At 70.0% G+C, this 17,872-nt stretch carries 13 protein-coding genes; 4 read left to right on the forward strand and 9 right to left on the reverse strand.

The window, feature by feature from the left end:
* Positions 1-336 precede the first annotated feature (336 nt).
* From LZP97_RS07735 to LZP97_RS07750, 4 genes are all read right to left on the reverse strand, one after another.
* The gene (locus tag LZP97_RS07735; protein WP_006553200.1) at positions 337-954 is read right to left on the reverse strand and encodes a recombinase family protein; all 618 of its coding nucleotides are present in this window, start codon (positions 952-954) and stop codon (positions 337-339) included.
* Positions 955-1,082: 128 nt separating this feature from the next.
* A complete protein-coding gene (locus tag LZP97_RS07740) occupies positions 1,083-1,619 on the reverse strand; it encodes a PaaI family thioesterase (protein ID WP_006553199.1) in 537 nt (178 codons plus the stop codon).
* 22 nt (positions 1,620-1,641) lie between these two features.
* Positions 1,642-2,091 carry a universal stress protein gene (locus LZP97_RS07745; RefSeq protein WP_006553198.1) on the reverse strand — a complete coding sequence of 150 codons (450 nt, stop codon included), beginning with the start codon at positions 2,089-2,091 and terminating at the stop codon, positions 1,642-1,644.
* A gap of 12 nt (positions 2,092-2,103) precedes the next feature.
* Complete coding sequence (locus LZP97_RS07750; protein WP_039583601.1) at positions 2,104-3,675, reverse strand: MFS transporter; 1,572 nt, start codon at positions 3,673-3,675, stop codon at positions 2,104-2,106.
* A gap of 129 nt (positions 3,676-3,804) precedes the next feature.
* Here LZP97_RS07750 and LZP97_RS07755 point away from each other — a divergent pair, with 129 nt between their 5' ends.
* Positions 3,805-4,473, forward strand: coding sequence for a TetR/AcrR family transcriptional regulator (locus LZP97_RS07755; RefSeq protein WP_006554624.1), 669 nt, complete (start codon positions 3,805-3,807; stop codon positions 4,471-4,473).
* 23 nt (positions 4,474-4,496) lie between these two features.
* Here the strand turns inward: LZP97_RS07755 and LZP97_RS07760 are convergent, their stop codons facing one another.
* Positions 4,497-7,511 (reverse strand): Tn3 family transposase, encoded by a 3,015-nt coding sequence (locus LZP97_RS07760; protein WP_039583599.1) that lies wholly within the window; start codon positions 7,509-7,511, stop codon positions 4,497-4,499.
* Positions 7,512-7,771: 260 nt separating this feature from the next.
* Here LZP97_RS07760 and LZP97_RS07765 point away from each other — a divergent pair, with 260 nt between their 5' ends.
* Entirely contained in the window at positions 7,772-8,623 is an 852-nt protein-coding gene (locus tag LZP97_RS07765; protein ID WP_200903470.1) for a DUF4436 family protein, read from the forward strand.
* Here LZP97_RS07765 and LZP97_RS07770 read toward each other — a convergent pair.
* The 4 genes from LZP97_RS07770 to LZP97_RS07785 form a co-directional block, all read right to left on the reverse strand.
* Positions 8,610-8,945, reverse strand: coding sequence for a Rieske (2Fe-2S) protein (locus tag LZP97_RS07770; RefSeq protein WP_010596471.1), 336 nt, complete (start codon positions 8,943-8,945; stop codon positions 8,610-8,612). The genes LZP97_RS07765 and LZP97_RS07770 overlap by 14 nt on opposite strands.
* The gene (nirB, locus tag LZP97_RS07775) at positions 8,942-11,449 is read right to left on the reverse strand and encodes a nitrite reductase large subunit NirB (RefSeq protein WP_010596470.1); all 2,508 of its coding nucleotides are present in this window, start codon (positions 11,447-11,449) and stop codon (positions 8,942-8,944) included. The genes LZP97_RS07770 and nirB overlap by 4 nt, the downstream gene beginning before the upstream one ends.
* Positions 11,450-11,539: 90 nt before the next feature.
* Positions 11,540-12,679 carry an MFS transporter gene (locus LZP97_RS07780; RefSeq protein WP_048773779.1) on the reverse strand — a complete coding sequence of 380 codons (1,140 nt, stop codon included), beginning with the start codon at positions 12,677-12,679 and terminating at the stop codon, positions 11,540-11,542.
* Positions 12,676-13,569 carry a PAC2 family protein gene (locus tag LZP97_RS07785; RefSeq protein ID WP_010596468.1) on the reverse strand — a complete coding sequence of 298 codons (894 nt, stop codon included), beginning with the start codon at positions 13,567-13,569 and terminating at the stop codon, positions 12,676-12,678. Before LZP97_RS07785 ends, LZP97_RS07780 begins: the two co-directional genes overlap by 4 nt.
* A 51-nt stretch (positions 13,570-13,620) precedes the next feature.
* On the opposite strand from LZP97_RS07785, the gene metH reads away from it, so the two are divergent.
* Both metH and LZP97_RS07795 read left to right on the forward strand, forming a co-directional pair.
* Positions 13,621-17,190: a methionine synthase gene (gene metH, locus LZP97_RS07790; protein WP_040269736.1), complete on the forward strand. Its 3,570-nt coding sequence runs from the start codon at positions 13,621-13,623 to the stop codon at positions 17,188-17,190.
* Complete coding sequence (locus LZP97_RS07795) at positions 17,183-17,872, forward strand: HAD family hydrolase (protein ID WP_048773781.1); 690 nt, start codon at positions 17,183-17,185, stop codon at positions 17,870-17,872. The genes metH and LZP97_RS07795 overlap by 8 nt, the downstream gene beginning before the upstream one ends.

A 17,872-nucleotide genomic window follows, 5' to 3' on the forward strand; every position in this document is an offset into this window, starting at 1 on the left:
GTGGAGGCCGACTCGGCGGTCGCCCGGAACGACGGGAATTATTCCGAACAATACGGAACATACAAAATTACCGAAACCTTCCTCGCTCCCAGGGGTAGCCGTAGCATTTGCCGAAAATCGGGCGGATATGGCGTAGTGCCCGGTCGGTGATCCGCTCGGCCTGTTGGGTCGAAACGATCGTCTGTCTCGCCACCGGCTCCTGGCGGGCGCGGCGTATCCGCCCAGCTCGCCGACGATCCGATTCGGGCCAGAACTCGTGTGGGACGTAAGGGCCCGCAACCCAAGGTTGTCAGGAAGTGCAAAGTAGCGGGATCCTGACGACAGGCTGGTGAATTCTCAGGCTCGTGGTGCAGCACTGCTGACGATGCGGTGGATGGTGGAGCGGCCGACGCTGTATTCCTCGGCCAGGTCCGCCAGGCTCGCGTCGTCGGCGGGGTCGTGGTAGCGGCGGTGGATTGTTTTCCGTGCCGTGAGAGGAAGTTTCGGCTGCTTGCCCTTGAGCCTGCCTTTCGCGCGGGCCTTGGCCATGCCCTCGCGGGTGCGTAGGTGGTTGAGGTTGGCCTCGAATTCGGCGACCATGGCCAAGGTTTGCAGGAAGAGCTTGCCGAACGGGTCGTTCCAGTCGTAGATCGAGCTCCCGAGTCCGAACAGCACCTCGCGCTCGCGCAGTTCGGTCAGGGTCTGGCCTGCTTCGGCCATGTTGCGTGCGAATCGGTCGAACTTCGGCGTGGTCAGCACTACCTGTCGCCCGTCGATGGCCGCCGCGGCGGAGGTGACGGCGGCGAGTGCGTTGTCGAGCCCGGCCCGGTTCTTGCGGGTGGTCCCGGAGAACCCTTTGTCGATGAAGATCCGCTCACGCGGCACTCCGAGCGCCAATAGCTGCTCGGTTTGGATCTCGACGTCTTGTTCGTCGGTGGAGCAGCGGCAGTATCCGACGCGGAACGGCTCACCCATGCCGAAAGTGTTCCAGATAGCGGGGGTTGACCGGCACAGTCAGCGGAACACCTCTACGGAACACCGGTGAGCTGGGCCGACGTTGGCTCTGAGTGGTGTTCCGGTGGCCGATCCGGTTACGGAACAGGTCAGGGGGTGTTATCGGTGTGTGGGGGTGTGTTGTGGGTGAGGAAGTGGTTGACGTCGACGGTGAGGAACAGGGCGGTGGCGGTGGTGATCACGTGGGCGTGGTCGTTTTCGATGGTGGCTTGCAGGTGGAGTTTGCGGCCGTCGCGGGCGTGGATGTGGGCGCGGAGGGTGTAAGGGGTGTCGAGCAGGATCGGGGCGAGGTAGTCGATGGCAAGGTGGCGGGTGACCGCGGGTTCCCCGACGGTGTAGAGCAAGAGTCCGAACAGTTCGTCGAGGACGGTGGCGACCGCGCCGCCGTGGGCGATCGCGGGGGCGCCGACGTGGCGAGAGTCGAAGCGGTGGTGGGCGTGGACGCCGTGTGCGTCGCGGCGGGCGCGTAGCTGGTGGCCGTGGGGGTTGGCCGGTCCGCAGCCGAGGCAGTGGTCGTGGTGGGGTGGCAGGTCGGCGGAGTCGGGTGCGAGCACAGGGAAGGCGGGAATCCAGTCCGGGACCTGTCGGGGCTCGGGTGTATGGGTGCTGGGTGTGTTCTCGGTCATGGGCGCTTTCTGTGGGGTGTGTCTACCGTGCGGTGGTGAAGAGGATGTCGCAGTGGGCTTTGCGGGCGAGCTCGATCGGTGGGGTAGTCAGCAGCCGGGCCAGCAGCGGTGGCCGGTGGGGATCGGCGGTGACAATGAGGTCGGCGCCGGTGGCGGCGGCCAGGTGCAGCAGCGCGTGCGGGGCGGGTTCGGACAGGATGTGGGTTTCGATGTCGGTGGCGCCGTGGGCGAGGGCGTGCTGGTGGGCGGTCCGCAGGATGGCCTCGGTGGGAGTGGTGCCGCGTAGCTGGTAGGCGTCGGGTCCGAGCCGGTCGAGGTCCGCCCCGAGCTCACGTGCGTCGATGTGGTGGCGGGCGCAGATGATCAGGAGCCGGGCGTGGGTGGCGTGGGCGAGTTCGGCGGCGTGGTCGACCACACGGTAGGAGCGGTCGGATCCGTCGGTGTCGACGATGATCGTGCGATAGGCCGTCATGACGGGCGTCTTTCACGAGAAGGGAGCGTGTTTTGCGGGGGAAATGGTCGAGATGTATCGGCGGCGTGGTGCGCGGCCGGGGGCCAGTACTGCCAGCACGATCGCCCCGACGGTGGTGAGGGCGGCCAGGGCGAGCGCGGCCTGGCCGCTGCCGTGCACGAACGCGGCCTTGGCGAACTCGGCCAGCGGTGCGGCCACCGGTCCGGCCTGGTCGGCGACCTGCAGCGCCGCGGCCAGGGAATCGGCGACCGGGCCGCGGGCGGGCTCGGGCAACTGGGGCAGGGCGGGCTGGATGCGGTGGGTGTAGCCGGCGGCCAGCACGCTGCCGGCCACGGCGATCCCGATCGCGGCGCCGATCTCGCGGGCGGCGTCGTTGACCGCGGCGGCGACCCCGTGTTTGGCCTCGGGGGTGTCGGCGACGATGGCATAGGTCGCCGGCGCGGTGCACAATCCCAGGCCCGCGCTCATGATCAGCAGCGGCCACAGCAGGTCGAGGTAGTGCGCGGCGAGTGTCAGCCGGCTCACCAGCACCAGCCCGGCGGCGATGGTGAGCAGGCCGGCCACGGTCATCACCCGTAACCCGACCAGGCTCGACAGCCACGGCGCGATCACCGAGATCACGACCAGCGGCACCACCATCGGCGCCAACGCCAGCGCCGAGGCCAGCGGCCCGTAACCGAAGACCAGCTGCAGGTACTGCACAAGCAGCAGGAATACCCCGAAGGTGACCAGGAACTGGATGGTCACCGACAGCGACCCGGCACCGAAACCACGGCGGGCGAACAACCGCACATCCAGCAGCGGCGCCGCCGAGCGCAGCTCGACGACCACGAAGGCCGCCGTCGCGGCCACGCCGACCCCGGCGGCGGCGGCGACGAGCGGGTCGGCCCAGCCGCGCGCGGGGAACTCGATCACGGCGAACACGATCGCCGCGACAGCGACCGCCACCGCCACCGCGCCCACCCAGTCCACCTGCGGATGCTCGCGCTGGCGGGACTCGGCGATGGTGCACGCCAACCCCGCCAGCACCGCCCCGGCCACGGTCAACCCTACGAACACCGATAGCCACGACCATCGTTCGAGCAGCACCCCGGCACCGAGAATCCCCAGTATCGCCCCGGATCCGGCGACCCCGGCCCATATCCCCACCGCCCGGCCGCGATGAGCGGGGGCGAACCCTGCAGTGAGGATCGACAGCGTCGAGGGCATCACCAGCGCGGCGCCTGCCCCGGCCAGCGCGCGCGTCGCGATCAACCAGGCCGGGTCGGACAGCAGCAGCGGCAGCGCCGAGGCGGCGGCGAACACCACCAACCCCACCACCAGCACCACGCGGCGCCCGTAACGGTCACCGACGGCGCCGGCGGGCAGCACCAGACACGCCAGCACCAGCGTGTAGCCGTCGACGATCCAGGTCAGCTGGGCTTGGGTGGCCCCGGTCGCAAGCGCGATCTGCGGCAACGCCGAATACAACGCCGCCATCGCCGCGACCACCAGCGCCACCGCCAGGCACGACACCGCCAGCATCCACCACTGGGCCCTGGTCCAGCGGGCGATCTCGACAGTGTCCGTTCCGGGTGTGGCCACCGGCACCTCCCCGACTTTGAAGACCAACGGTATCTGTACGAGACCATTCGTATCATAGTGGTTGGGGGGTGGGATAGAGTTCACCCATATCAAGAGTTCAACGACACGAATTCGGAGGAAGGCGCGTCCATGACCGACCCAGGCCCGGCGGCGACCGACCCGCTCGCCGCGGACGACGAGCAGGCCGATCCGCGACTGGCGCGCTCACGCAACCGGTTGCTCGACGCGGCCACCCATCTGCTGTCCACCGGCGGTGTCGAGGCGGTCACCGTCGAGGCGGTCACCCGCGTGTCGAAGGTCGCCCGCGCCACCCTCTACCGGCACTTCGGCAGCACCACCCAGCTGCTCGCGGCGACTTTCGAACGACTACTTCCCCAGGTCGACACACCGACCGGCACCGGGCCCGTGCGTGAGCGGCTCCTGGCGCTGCTCGCCAGCCAGGCCGACCTCATCGAACAGGCTCCGGTGCAGATGACCACCCTGGCCTGGCTGGCGATGGGTTCCATCGGCGAGGACCACCCCGACCCGGCCGCGGTCACCTCGCTGCGCGCGCGCGTCATCGAGCAGTACCGCCACCCGTTCGACCAGATCCTCACCAGTCCCGAGGCCCGCGCGATGCTCGGCGAGCTCGACACCACCTTCGCCATCATCGAACTCCTCGGCCCGATCGTGTTCGCCCGTCTCACCGGATTACGCAGCATCGACCACGACGACTGCACCCGGCTCGTCGACAACTTCCTCACCGCCCACCGAACACCCACGCCAGCAGACACCGCTATCGACATCGCCACGCCGTAACCACGGGCCCCGGTTCCGCGCGGTCAGAACAAGGTGTCGCGCACCCGCAGCGGCCGGTACCCGGTCGGGCCCAGCTGGGCCAGCTCGGCGTCGATGTCGACCTCGATCGCGCCGAAGAAGTTGATGTTGGCACTGTGGGCCGGGCTGATGTGGGCCAGGACCTCGTCATCGATACGCTGCCCGGTCCGGCGCATCTGCTCGACAGCGAACCCGTAATACTCTGTGGTCCAGGCGATCACAGCGTTGGTCGTCAAGGTCAGGCACCAGGCCTGCTCGGTCTGGTCCTCGAGGTGGCGCGCCCGGATCATCCCCTCATGGGCATAGAGCAGGTCGCGGCGCAGCGCGTGCAGCGACTCGCCCTTGTTGAGCTGCCGCGAGATCTTGCGCCGGTAGTCCGGATCGGAGAGGTATCTCGCGGCGTAAATGGTGCGCCGCAGCGCCCCGTACTCCTTGAGCGCCGCGGCCAGGGTGTTCTGCCGCCCCGACGCCGACAGCTTGCCGACCAACAGCGACGCGGTGGCGTGCCCGAACTTCAGCGATCCGGCCAACCGCAGCAGATCGTCCCAGTGCTCGGCGATCAAACCCAGGTTGGCCTTGCGGGTCATCAGCGGGCCCGCGTGCGGGAACCGGGCCTCGGCCTCGGCGCGCGGGCCCGGCCGGTACAGGGTGATCCGCCCCAGATCCCGGATCCGTGGCGAGAGCTGCATCCCGAGCAGGTCGAACAACCCGAAGTTGACCAGGGTGACCCCGTGGGTGTCGGTGGCGTGCTCGGTGATCGGCAGATCGGTGGCGTTGCCCAGGATCTCATCGAGCACGTAGTGGGCTTCGCGTTTGGTCGCCACGATGACCTTGGTGCCGTAGGTGGCGTGGGTGTCGCTGACATGGGTGTAGGTCGACAGGCCCTCGCTGGCGAAATAGCGGCTCAACGGCCGCGCCGTGGTCGACTTACCGCGCGTCGGGAAACGCTGCCCGTCGCTCGACGACAGTGTTCCGGCGCCGAACACCGCGGTCAGCGGCAGCCGCTGGTGGTAGCCGACCAGTACCAGGTTGGCCGCGCGCAGGGTCTCCTCGCGCACATACCACTCGTCGGTCCAGGCCAGGATGTCGTAGGTGATTCCGCACGCCTCGGCCATCCGGGTCAACCCCAGGTTCGTCGAGTGCGCCAGCAGTACCGCGATCAGGTTGCGTTTGAGCTCCGGCGTCCGGGTGGCCTGACCGCCGGCGTGGGTGAAGCAGTCCAGGTAGCCGGTGCGTTTGTCCAGCTCGATCAGCAGCGACACGATCGGCGCGAACGGCAGCATTTCGGTCAGCTCGGCCTTGAGCGTGATCGCCTCGGCGGGAACATCTTCCGCGCTCAGCGGCGAGATCACCAGATCCCCGCCCTCGTCCAGCCGGACCGGGCCGTCCCCGCCGGCCAGCACCTCCTCCAGCTCACCGAGAGCGTCGTGCAGTTCGGCGACCACGGTGGCCAGCGCGACGCCAGGATCGGCGGATCGCCCGACCAGGCCGCAGAACTCAACGCGTTGCGGTTCCCACTGCCCGGTGGTGAGCAGGTAGGCGGCCGGGTCGGCGTAACGGCGCGAGCCCGGCACGAACACATCCCCGCTGCGCAACCCGTCACGCAATCCGAGCAGCACACACAACTCCCAGTAGTGCCGATACGCGGTCGCGCTGCCGGATTTGCGGGCCTCGTCGAGGTAGCCGCGCCACTTCATCGGCACGAACCCGGTCGGGGCGTCATCGAAGACCTTGCGCCGCCCGGTCGCGTTCAACTCGCGCAGCATGTTCACCGCGATCAGCAACTCGGTCGCGGCGGTACCGCCGCAGAAGCGCACCGCTTCGAGCACCGCGGGGGTGAACTGACGCAGGTAGTTGTAGGAGGAATCCAACGCCGCCAGATGCCCGTGATCACGCGGCAACCTGGGCTTGGCCTGGGCGATCGCCGCGCGCAGGCGCTCCCACCCGATCTTCTCGCCGCGGATCAGCGCACCGATCTCCTCATCCGGAACGCCGGGGTCGGTGACGATTTCCAACAGATCGTCCAGCAGCGCCTGACGGTCCTCTCCAGTCTTCCCTCGTTCGGCCAGCCGCTGCTGCATCTTCCGTTCGGCAGCACCGAATTTCACCGAGATCGCCTGATCGAACAACGCCACGACCTCATCGAGGACATCGGTGCCGGACTGGGCCAGCACCGTGAGCAGGATCGGATACCGGCGTTGCGGATCCCGACGTTGCAGCGCTTGCGGACTCAGGCGCCGGCCCATCGTGGCCAAAAACCGGCGCCGCTCGGCGGGCAGCACCGACATATCCAGCCGATCAGCGCCCAACCCGCGCAGGAAACCCAGCTTGTCGACCTCGGCGCGGACCGCGGCCGCCGAGGCCTCCACCGGCCCGGTCGACAGCCACCGCAACCGCGAGATCCCCAGCGAAGCGTCGGTGACAAGCAAGCCGTCCAACTCCGCGCACCGCGCCGCAGTGAACTCGTGAGCGAGCCGGTCATAGGTTTCGGTCTGGGCCTGGTGGCGGGCGTGGGCGACCCGCTCGACCACGGTGACCGGGCCTGGCCGGATCACCTTCGCCGAGATCAGATACTCACACGCCAGCCGGAACAGCAGAGTCGGGGAATCGTGCTCCATCGCCCGCGCGAGCAGGAACTCATCGAGCTCCTTGAACTCGAGCGCACCGACCGCACGCCATCCCAGGTACCGCGCGGCCAGGCGCACATGCTCGGTGCGGGTCTTGGCTCGCCTGCCGTAGGCACCGATCACCACCGGATCCAACCGCAACTGCTCGGCGACACGAGCCACCGCCACCGGCGGAGCCGTGACCAGCCGATCCGGCACGAATCCCAGCCACGGCAGCGTACACAACGCGATCGCCAAGCCCAGCCGCTCGGCTGGGCCCCGGCCCCGGCCCGGATCCACGAACGCCAGATCCGCAGGCGTCAGCGTGAAGTACCGGAACAGCTCCTCGCGGCTGATCTCCGGGAATCCCCGCAGTCGTTCCAACTCCTCGTCCGCGAACATCCGCGTCGCCACGACCCCAGCCTCCACCAGCACCGACCAACATCATCATCGGCAGTCAAGCACCAACCAGTCGACAGCGCATGCCGAACTCGAAACCCCGTGCCCACCAGTCGGATACGCCAAATCCGCCCGATTTCCGGCGGATGCTACGGCTACCCCTCCCACGACAACTCGCCAACAAACAAAGCAAAGACCCCCGGGCGGCACCTGCGGACTACAGTCCGGGAGTGCCTGCGCCGCGTCCGAATCGCCCGTCTCGCCGGTCTGTGCTGATGTCTCTGGTGGCGGCGGCGATCGCTGTGTATGCCGGCGTACTCCTCCTGTTCGGGGTGAGTTCGCACGAACGGCGGGAGTGGCGGCCCGTGGAGGTGGCTGCCGACTCGGTGCTCGTGGTGGTGACGATGAAGTCGCTGCAGCCGACGGTCGACCGGGTGCATGCGGAGGTCACCATCTATCCCGGGGAGTCGTTCCTCGATGCGAACGGGGCCACGCTCGCCGTGCCGCTGAGTGTGCTGCTCGTGCCGGCTGTCGCGCAGTCGGAGTTGTTCTTCCCGGCTCACACCGTGCCTGTCGGCTACCCGGTGGAACTGCTGGCGCGGGGGCAGGCGATCCGCTGGCCGTTCGACGTCTTCGACGTCACGCCGGTCGTCGTGGAGGTCGACGTGGGGGAGGGAGCGGAGCGGGAGCCGGTGCCGTCGGCGGTGCTGATCGACGGCCGCATCGACGGGTGGTCGATCGACCGTAGAGCGGTCGTGGCGGCCCCGGAGCTCGGTTTCCCCGAGGGGGTGGACGGCACCGAGGTGGTGTTCGTGCGCACCGGGGGCACTCTGGTGTATGCGGCGATCCTGCTGCTGATGATGGTCGTCCTCGCGGTGCTCGCCGCGTTCGTCGCGGTGCAGACGTTCCGGCGGCGCCGGGCAGTCGAAACCGACATGCTCGCCTGGATGGCGGCCATGCTGTTCGCCGTGGTTCCGCTGCGAGGCATCCTGCCGGGTTCGCCGCCGATCGGGTCGTGGGTCGACGTGGCGGTGACCATCTGGGTGGTCACCGCCCTCGTCGCCGCGCTGACGCTGTACGTGTACTGCTGGTGGCGTGACAGCCACCCGTCGCTCACCCGACGGTGACGACGATCCGGCCGTCGTGCACCCGCGCGGGGTAGATGTGGACGGGGTCGATGCCGGGTGCGGTGCACCGTCCGGTGTCGAACCTGAACGCGTACTGGTGCAGGGGGCACACGACGAGGTCGGGGTCGATCTGGCCGTCGGCGAGCGGTCCGCCCCGGTGTGGGCACACCGCGTCCAGCGCCCGGACGGTGCCGTCGCCGAGCAGGAACACGGCGATCTGCCGTCCGCCCGCCGTGTAGGTGCGGCCTTCGCCCGGGGTCAGGTCGCTCAGCGCGCCCACCTCGTACTCCCGCGCGGTGGTCCGGCTTTCGGTGGTGGTCATCGGACCGGCACCTGCGGCAGCGGGAGCAGCGGCAGCGCGGGACGGAACTGTGCCGGCGACTTCGGGGCTGTCCGTTCGAGCCAGGGGTCCCGGTATGCCGCGACGGCGGCGCCGATGCGGTCGTCGAGTCCGGTCACGATGTCCTCCTCGTCTCGGACCAGCAGCGCCTGGAGCCGGTCGATGCCGACGCGGGGCACGAAGTCGTAGGTTCGCTCGAGCCATGCGGCGTTCTCGCGGTAGTACTGGATGAACCGGCCGGCCAGGGCCAGGACGTCGTCGCCGGACACGGGGCCGGCGAGCAGGTCACCCTTGCGGATGTGGGCGCCGGCGGCGCCGCCGACGTAGATCTCCCAGCGTCCGTCGCCGACCGCGACGACGCCGACGTCCTTGCACAGCGCTTCCGAGCAGTTGCGGGGGCATCCGGCCACGGCGAGTTTCAGCTTGGCGGGTGTCTCGAGTCCCTGGAAGCGTTCCTCGAGGGCGATGCCGAGCGCGGTCGAGTCGCCGAGGCCGAAGCGGCAGAAGTCGCTGCCGACACAGGTCTTGACGGTGCGGAAGCTCTTGCCGTAGGCGTATCCGGAGGGCATGTCCAGGTCGGCCCACACCTTCGGCAGGTCCTCCTTGCGGATGCCGAGCAGGTCGATGCGCTGGCCGCCGGTGACCTTGACCATGGGCACGTCGTACTTGTCGGCGACGTCGGCGATGCGCCGCAGCTGGTCCGGGGTGGTGACCCCGCCCTTCATCTGCGGCACCACGGAGAAGGTGCCGTCGCGCTGGATGTTGGCGTGGACGCGGTCGTTGATGAACAGCGCACCCCGTTCGTCGACCCAGTCGGGGCCCCACACGGTGCGCAGCAGCGACGCGAGCGGCATCTTGGCGGTGGCCTCCTCGCGGCCGCCGGGGGCGAGTTCGGCGAAGACCTGGGAGACCGCACGCAGGTCGCGGCGGCGGATCTCGGCGATCAGGTCCGGTTTGGCGAGCGGGATGCACGGCACGTACCAGTTCGCGGCGGGGTCCGCGGCGAGGGCGCCGCCGGCGGCGCAGGCGACGATGTCGGCGACCAGGCTCTTGCACGAGCCGCAGCCCTTCCCGGCGCGGGTGCGGGCGCACACCTGCGCGAGGGTGCCGGCGCCGTCGTGGACGCAGGAGACGATGTCACCCTTGCTGACGCCGTTGCAGTTGCACACCTGGGTTTCGTCCGGCAGGTCGGCGGCGACGTCGGCGCCCTGCGGGTCGCCGAGGTCGAACAGCAGCGCCGCGCGGTCCGCGGGGATCTCGATCCTGCCGTCGAAGGCCTGGGTCAGGGTGGTGGCTCTGCTCACGTCGCCGAGCAGCATGGCGCCGACGAGCCGGTCGTCGCGCACGACGATGCTCTTGTAGATGCCGCTGCGCGGATCGTAGAACTGGACGAACTCGTCGTCTTCGTGTTCGGGTCCCTTGATGCCCATCGCGACGACGTCGATGCCGGCGACCTTGAGGGCGGTGCCGGTGCGCGAGCCCTCGTACGCGGCGTGGGGATTCGTGCCGGTGAGGTGCTCGGCGAGGACGACGGCCTGTTCCCAGACGGGTGCGACGAGCCCGTACACCTCGCCGCGGTGCTGGGCGCATTCGCCGACGGCGTAGATGCTCGATTCTTCCTCGCAGCGCATCTGGTCGTCGACGACGATGCCGCGTTCGACGACGAGGCCGCCGGCGCGGGCGAATTCGGTGTTGGGACGGATGCCGGCGGTGACCACGACCATGTCGGTGTCGACGACGGTGCCGTCGGCGAAGTGCACGGCGGTCACGGCGCCGCGGTCGTCGCGCAGGACGGCGGTGGTGCGGGTGCCGGTGTGCACGGTGATGCCGAGTCGTTCGATTTCGGTGCGCAGTACCCGGCCGCCGCGTTCGTCGAGCTGCTGGTTCATCAGGTGGGTGGGCGAGTGCACCACGGTGACGGTCAGGCCCTGGGTGCGCAGCCCGTAGGCGGCTTCGAGGCCGAGCAGGCCGCCGCCGACGACCACGGCGCGGACGTCGTCGTGGGCGTCGGCCATCTGCAGCATGCCGTTGGTGTCGGCGAGGGTGCGGAAGCCGAAGACCCCGCGGCCGAGCCGTCCGTCCGGTTCACGCAGCCCGTCCATGTTGGGGAAGAAGGTGTTCGATCCGGTCGCGACGACGAGCAGGTCGTAGGGGACCTGCCGGCCGGACTCGCACGTGACGGTCTTGCCGAAGCGGTCGAGACGGGTGGCGCGGTCACCGGCATACAAGGTCACGCCGTTCGCGCGGTACCAGCTCATCGGGTTGAGGACGAGGTCGTCGTCGACGTCGGCCTCCCCGGCCAGCACGTGGGAGAGCATGATCCGGTTGTAGTTGCCGTACGGCTCGTCGCCGATCATGGTGATGTCGAACTGGTCCCGGCCGCCGCGCGCGAGGATCTCCTCGACGGTGCGGGCGCCGGCCATGCCGTTGCCGACGACGAGCAGGCGCCGGCGCGGGCCGTGGTGGTGCGACGCGGTTGGGGTCATGCGTCCAGGGTTGCCGGGGGCGGTGACGGCTCGGCGGCACCGGGGTTACGCGGCGGTCAGGAAGTGCTCACCGCCGCCGGGGTGAGGATGTCAGCGGGAGGGGGAGTCGCGGCGCGGCATCGCGAGCGGGGCGACGACGGCGAGCACGAGGGCGGGCACGACGAAGCTCGCGACCGGGGCGGCGGCGTAGAGGGGGGTCAGTGCCAGCGGGGCGACGGCGCCGCCGGAGAACCGGAACGCCTGCACCACCGAGACGGCGCCGCCGCGGTTGCGGCCCGAGGAGCCGAGGACGGCGGCGTTGACCCCGACGAGCACACACTGGGAGGCGATGCCGGCGACGAACCACGCGGCCGCGACCAGCCACAGCAGTCCGGCGGTGCCGACGACGACGACGAGACCAGCGCCGGCGAGGGCGCCGAGCAGCACGGTGCGACGGGCCCCGATGCGGTCGATGAGGGTGCCGACCCGGCGGGCGGTGAGGATGCCGGCGACGCCGAAGCCGGTCAGGAGCAGGCCCCGTTGCGTGGGGGTCAGACCGAAGACGTCCTCGGCGCGGAAGGCGAGCAGGAAGTTCAACCCGCCGAGTGCTCCCCAACCGAGCAGGGCGACGACCCCGATGCGCACCACGTCGGGGCGCAGCGCGTCGCGCAGCCGTGGCGGGGCCTCGCCGGTGGGCGCGGTCAGCTGCTCGGGCAGGCCGATCACGGTGAGGACGGCGGCCGCCGCGGCGATCACGACGAACGCCCACCGCCAGTCGACCTCGGCGGCCAGCCCCCCGACGAGCGGGGCCGAGGTCTGTCCGGCGGCCTGCATCGCCCCGAACAGGCCCAGGGCGCGGCCGAGGCGGGCCCGCGGGACGAGCGCGGCGAGCGCCGCGAGCAGCAGCGGGGTGGTGAAGGCGTTGGCGACGCCCTGCAGGGCCCGGGATGCGAGCAGCAGCCCGAGGGTGGGGGCGAGCGCGGACGCCAGCGACGCGACGGCGTAGACGATGTACGCGGTGCGGACGGTGCGGACCCGTCCCCACCGTGCCCCGAGGGTGCCGGAGACGAGCATGGTCAGCGCGAACGGTCCGAGGTAGGCGGTGAGGGTGCTCGCGGCCGCGCCGGCGCTCACGCCGGTGGAGGCGCCGATCTCCGGCAGCATCGACGCCACGACACCGCCGCCGAAGGGTCCGAGGAATCCTCCGGCGTAGAGGGCGGCACGCGGCAGCGAGGCGCGTGCCGCCCTCACTGGGTGAAGCCGCCCGGGCCTCGTCGCCGCAGGTAGCGTTCGAACTCGGCGGCGAGGGCGTCGCCGTCGATCTTGGCGATGACCTCGGAGATGTCCGATTCGGCGTCGCCGCGTTCCTCGAGGGCGCGGACGTATTCGGCGATCTCCTCGTCGTCCTCGGTCATCGCGGTGACGGTCTGTTCCCATTCCTCGGCGAGGACCGGCAGTTCGCCGAGCGGGACCTCGAGGTCGAGGACGTCTTCGACGCGGCGCAGCAGCGCGACGGTGGCCTTGGGGTTCGGGGGTTGCGAGACGTAGTGGGGGACGGCGGCCCAGAACGACACGGCGGGCACGCCGGCGCGGACGCACGCATCCTGCAGGACCCCGGCGATGCCGGTGGGCCCTTCGTACCGCGAGCCTTCCAGGTTGAAGCGTTTGGCGGCGTCGGTGCTGTAGGCGGTGCCGGTCACGGGGACGGGCCGGGTGTGGGGGGTGTCGGCGAGCAGGGCACCGAGGATGACGACGGTGTGCACGCCGATCTCGTCGGCGAGTTCGATGATGGCGTCGCAGAAGCTGCGCCAGCGCATGTTGGGTTCGATGCCGCGCAGCAGCACGACGTCGCGTGTGCTGCCGGGGGGAGAGCACACCGACAGGCGGGTGGCGGGCCATTCGATCTCGCGGGTGACGCCGTCGACGAGACGCACCATGGGGCGGTTGACCTGGTAGTCGTAGTAGTCCTCGGAGTCCAGTTCGGCGAACGGTTCGGCGTCCCAGATGAGCTCGAGGTGTTCGACGGCGCCGCTGGCCGCGTCACCGGCGTCGTTCCACCCTTCGAATGCGGCGACCAGCACCGGGTCACGCAGGGTCGGCACGTCCGGTTCCGGGGTCTCGGCGAACTCGCTTGCACTCACCTGTCCAGCCTACGGCGAGAGCCGGACGGGCCGCCCACTAGTCTGGAACGCATGTCCACCCCATTGCACTCTGCCTTGCTCGATGCGCTCTCGCAGCGCGTTGTCGTGGGAGACGGGGCGATGGGCACGATGTTGCAGGCCGCGGATCTGAGTCTGGACGACTTCCGCGGCCTCGAGGGGTGCAACGAGATTCTCAACGACTCCCGGCCCGACGTCATCCGGGGAATCCACCGGGCGTACTTCGAGGCGGGAGCGGATGCCGTTTCCACCAACACCTTCGGTTGCAACCTGCCCAACCTCGCCGACTACGACATCGCCGATCGCATCCGGGACCTGTCCGAACGCGGCGCCCGCCTGGCCCGGGAGGTGGCCGACGAGATGGGTCCCGGCCCGGACGGCATGGGACGGTTCGTGCTGGGCTCGATGGGTCCGGGCACGAAGCTGCCCACCCTCGGTCATGCCCCGTTCGCCGTGTTGCGTGACGCCTACACCGAGTCCGCGCTGGGCATGCTCGACGGCGGCGCCGACGCCATCCTCGTCGAGACCTGCCAGGACCTGCTGCAGGCGAAGGCCGCGATCGTCGGTAGCCGCCGCGCGATGGAGCGGTCCGGGCGGCGCATTCCGATCGTCACCCACGTGACGGTGGAGACGACCGGCACGATGCTGCTCGGCAGCGAGATCGGGGCGGCCCTGACGGCGCTCGAGCCGCTGGGCATCGACCTGATCGGGCTGAACTGTGCCACCGGCCCGGAGGAGATGAGCGAGCACCTGCGGCATCTGTCCAAGCATGCCCGGCTGCCGGTGTCGGTGATGCCGAACGCGGGCCTGCCGGTGCTCGGGGCCAACGGCGCCGAGTACCCGTTGACCCCGGAGGAACTGGCGCAGGCGCTCAGCGGGTTCGTCGCCGAGTTCGGGCTGGCGCTGGTCGGCGGCTGCTGCGGCACCACCCCCGAGCACATCCGGCAGGTCGCCGAGGCGGTGCGCGAGACCGAGCGCGCCGAACGCGCTCCCCGGCCGGAGCCGGGCGTGTCGTCGTTGTACTCGGCGGTACCGTTCGAGCAGGACTCGTCGATCCTGATGATCGGCGAGCGCACCAATTCGAACGGGTCGAAGGCGTTCCGGGAGGCGATGCTCGCCGGGGATCATCAGAAGTGCCTGGACATCGCGAAGGATCAGATCCGCGACGGCGCGCACCTGCTGGATCTGAACGTGGACTACGTGGGCCGCGACGGCGCCGCCGACATGGCGGATCTGGCGAGCCGGCTGGCGACGGCGTCGACGTTGCCGATCATGATCGATTCGACGGAGCCGGACGTGATCCGGGCCGGTCTCGAGCATCTCGGGGGCCGGTGCGCGGTGAACTCGGTGAACTACGAGGACGGCGACGGCCCGGGTTCGCGGTTCGAACGGATCATGCAGCACGTGGTCGAGCACGGTGCCGCGGTGGTCGCGTTGACGATCGACGAGGAGGGTCAGGCGCGTACCGCCGAGCACAAGGTGCGCATCGCCGAGCGGCTGATCGCGGATCTGACCGGCAACTGGGGCCTCGGCGAGGAGGACATCGTCGTCGACGCCCTGACGTTCCCGATCTCCACCGGGCAGGAGGAGGTCCGCCGGGACGCCATCGAGACGATCGAGGCGATCCGCGAGATCAAGCGCCGGCATCCGCGGGTGCACTTCACCCTGGGCATCTCGAACGTGTCGTTCGGACTGAACCCGGCGGCGCGGCAGGTGCTGAACTCGGTGTTCCTGCACGAGTGTGTGCAGGCGGGGCTGGACACGGCGATCGTGCACGCGTCGAAGATCCTGCCGATGGCGCGGATCCCGGACGAGCAGCGCGAGACGGCGCTGGACCTGGTGTACGACCGGCGGCGCGAGGGATACGACCCGCTGCAGAAGCTGATGGCGCTGTTCGAAGGGGTGTCGGCGGCGTCGTCGCGCGAGTCCCGCGCGCAGGAGCTCGCTGCGCTGCCGCTGTTCGAGCGGCTCGAGCGGCGGATCGTCGACGGCGAGCGCAACGGGCTCGAGGCGGATCTGGACGAGGCGATGCAGACGACGCCGCCGCTGGCGATCATCAATGACACGCTGCTGTCGGGGATGAAGACGGTCGGGGAGCTGTTCGGCTCGGGGCAGATGCAGCTGCCGTTCGTGCTGCAGTCCGCCGAGGTGATGAAGGCGGCGGTGGCGTACCTCGAGCCGCACATGGAGTCCACCGGCGACGAGGGCAAGGGCCGGATCGTGCTGGCCACCGTCAAGGGCGACGTGCACGACATCGGCAAGAACCTCGTCGACATCATCTTGAGCAACAACGGCTACGAGGTGGTCAACCTCGGCATCAAACAGCCGATCGCGACGATCCTGGACGCGGCCGTGGACAAGAACGCCGACGTGATCGGCATGTCCGGGCTGTTGGTGAAGTCGACCGTGGTGATGAAGGAGAACCTCGAGGAGCTCAATCACCGCGGGGTGGCGCAGCGGTTCCCGGTGCTGCTCGGCGGTGCCGCGCTGACCCGCTCGTACGTCGAGAACGACCTGGCCGAGATCTACGACGGTGAGGTGTCCTACGCGCGCGATGCGTTCGAGGGGCTGCATCTGATGGACCGGGTCATGGCCGTCAAGCGCGGCGAGGGCCCGGCGCCGGACAGCCCGGAGGCGGTCGCGGCGAAGGAGAAGGCCGCCGAGCGCAAGGCGCGGCACGAGCGGTCCAAGCGGATCGCGGAGAAGCGCAAGGCCGCCGAGACGCCGGTGGAGGTGCCGGAACGCTCCGATGTGGCCGCCGACCTCGAGGTGCCCACCCCGCCGTTCTGGGGCACCCGGGTGGTCAAGGGGGTGGCGCTGGCCGACTACGCGGGCCTGATCGACGAGCGGGCGCTGTTCCTGGGACAGTGGGGGCTGCGCGGGCAGCGCACCGGGGACGGGCCGACGTACGAGGAGCTGGTGGAGAGCGAGGGCCGGCCGCGGCTGCGGTACTGGCTCGACCGGTTGTCCACCGAGGGGATCCTGGCGCACGCCGCCGTGGTGTACGGGTACTTCCCGGCGGTGTCGGAAGGCGACGACGTGGTGGTGCTGGCCGAGCCGCATCCGGACGCCGCCGAGCGGTACCGGTTCACCTATCCGCGGCAGCAGCGCGGCCGGTTCCTGTGCATCGCCGACTTCGTGCGGTCGCGGGCGGACGCGCGGGCGAAGGGGCAGGTGGACGTGCTGCCGTTCCAGCTGGTGACGATGGGGCAGCCGATCGCGGACTTCGCGAACGAGTTGTTCGCGGCGAACTCCTACCGGGACTACCTGGAGGTGCACGGCATCGGCGTGCAGCTGACCGAGGCGCTGGCCGAGTACTGGCACCGGCGGGTCCGGGAGGAGCTGGTGCTCGCCGGCGGTCACAACCTGGCCGAGGAGGATCCGGCGGACGTGGCCGAGTTCTTCAAGCTGGGCTACCGCGGGGCGCGGTTCGCGTTCGGATACGGAGCGTGCCCGAACCTCGAGGACCGCATCAAGCTGGTCGAGTTGCTCGAGCCGGACCGGATCGGGGTGGAGCTGTCGGAGGAGCTGCAGCTGCATCCGGAACAGTCCACCGACGCGTTCGTCCTGCATCACCCGGAGGCGAAGTACTTCAATGTCTAGCGCGGTGGCCACGTCGACGCTGCGAGCGGTCCTGTGGGACATGGACGGCACGCTGCTCGAGTCGGAAACGTTGTGGGACATCGGGATGCGGGAGTTGTCGCTGCGCCTGGGCGCGCCCATGACGGACGAGACACGGCGGGCGACGATCGGGGCGTCGAGCGCGTTCGCGTTGCGGACGGTGTTCGAGTCGCTCGATCTCGTCCCGGACCCCGACGCCCTGGCCGCCGCGAAGGCGTGGCTGTACGGGCGCATGGGGGAGCTGTTCGCGCAGGGCCTGCCGTGGCGGCCCGGGGCGCGCCGGACGCTGGGGGCGGTGCGCGCCGCCGGGCTCGGGTCCGCGCTGGTGACCAACACCGACCGGGCGTTGTGCGAGTTCGCCCTGGACACGTTGGGGCGCGAGCACTTCGATCATTCGGTGTGCGGCGACGAGGTGCCGGCCGGCAAGCCGGACCCGGCGCCGTACCTGCGGGCGGCGCAGCTGCTCGGTCTCGATCCGGTGCACTGTCTGGCGGTGGAGGACTCGCCCACCGGGGCGGCGGCCGCGGAGGCCGCGGGCTGCACGGTGCTGGTGGTGCCGTCGTTGACGGAGGTGCCCGGCTCGCCGCGACGGGTGTTCCGGGAGAGTCTGGACGGGCTGACCGTCGCGGACCTGCACGCGCTGCACCTGCCCGGGGCGTGCTGA

This window comes from Rhodococcus sp. DMF-1 (assembly GCF_021441945.1).
GTDB lineage: Bacteria > Actinomycetota > Actinomycetes > Mycobacteriales > Mycobacteriaceae > Rhodococcus > Rhodococcus ruber.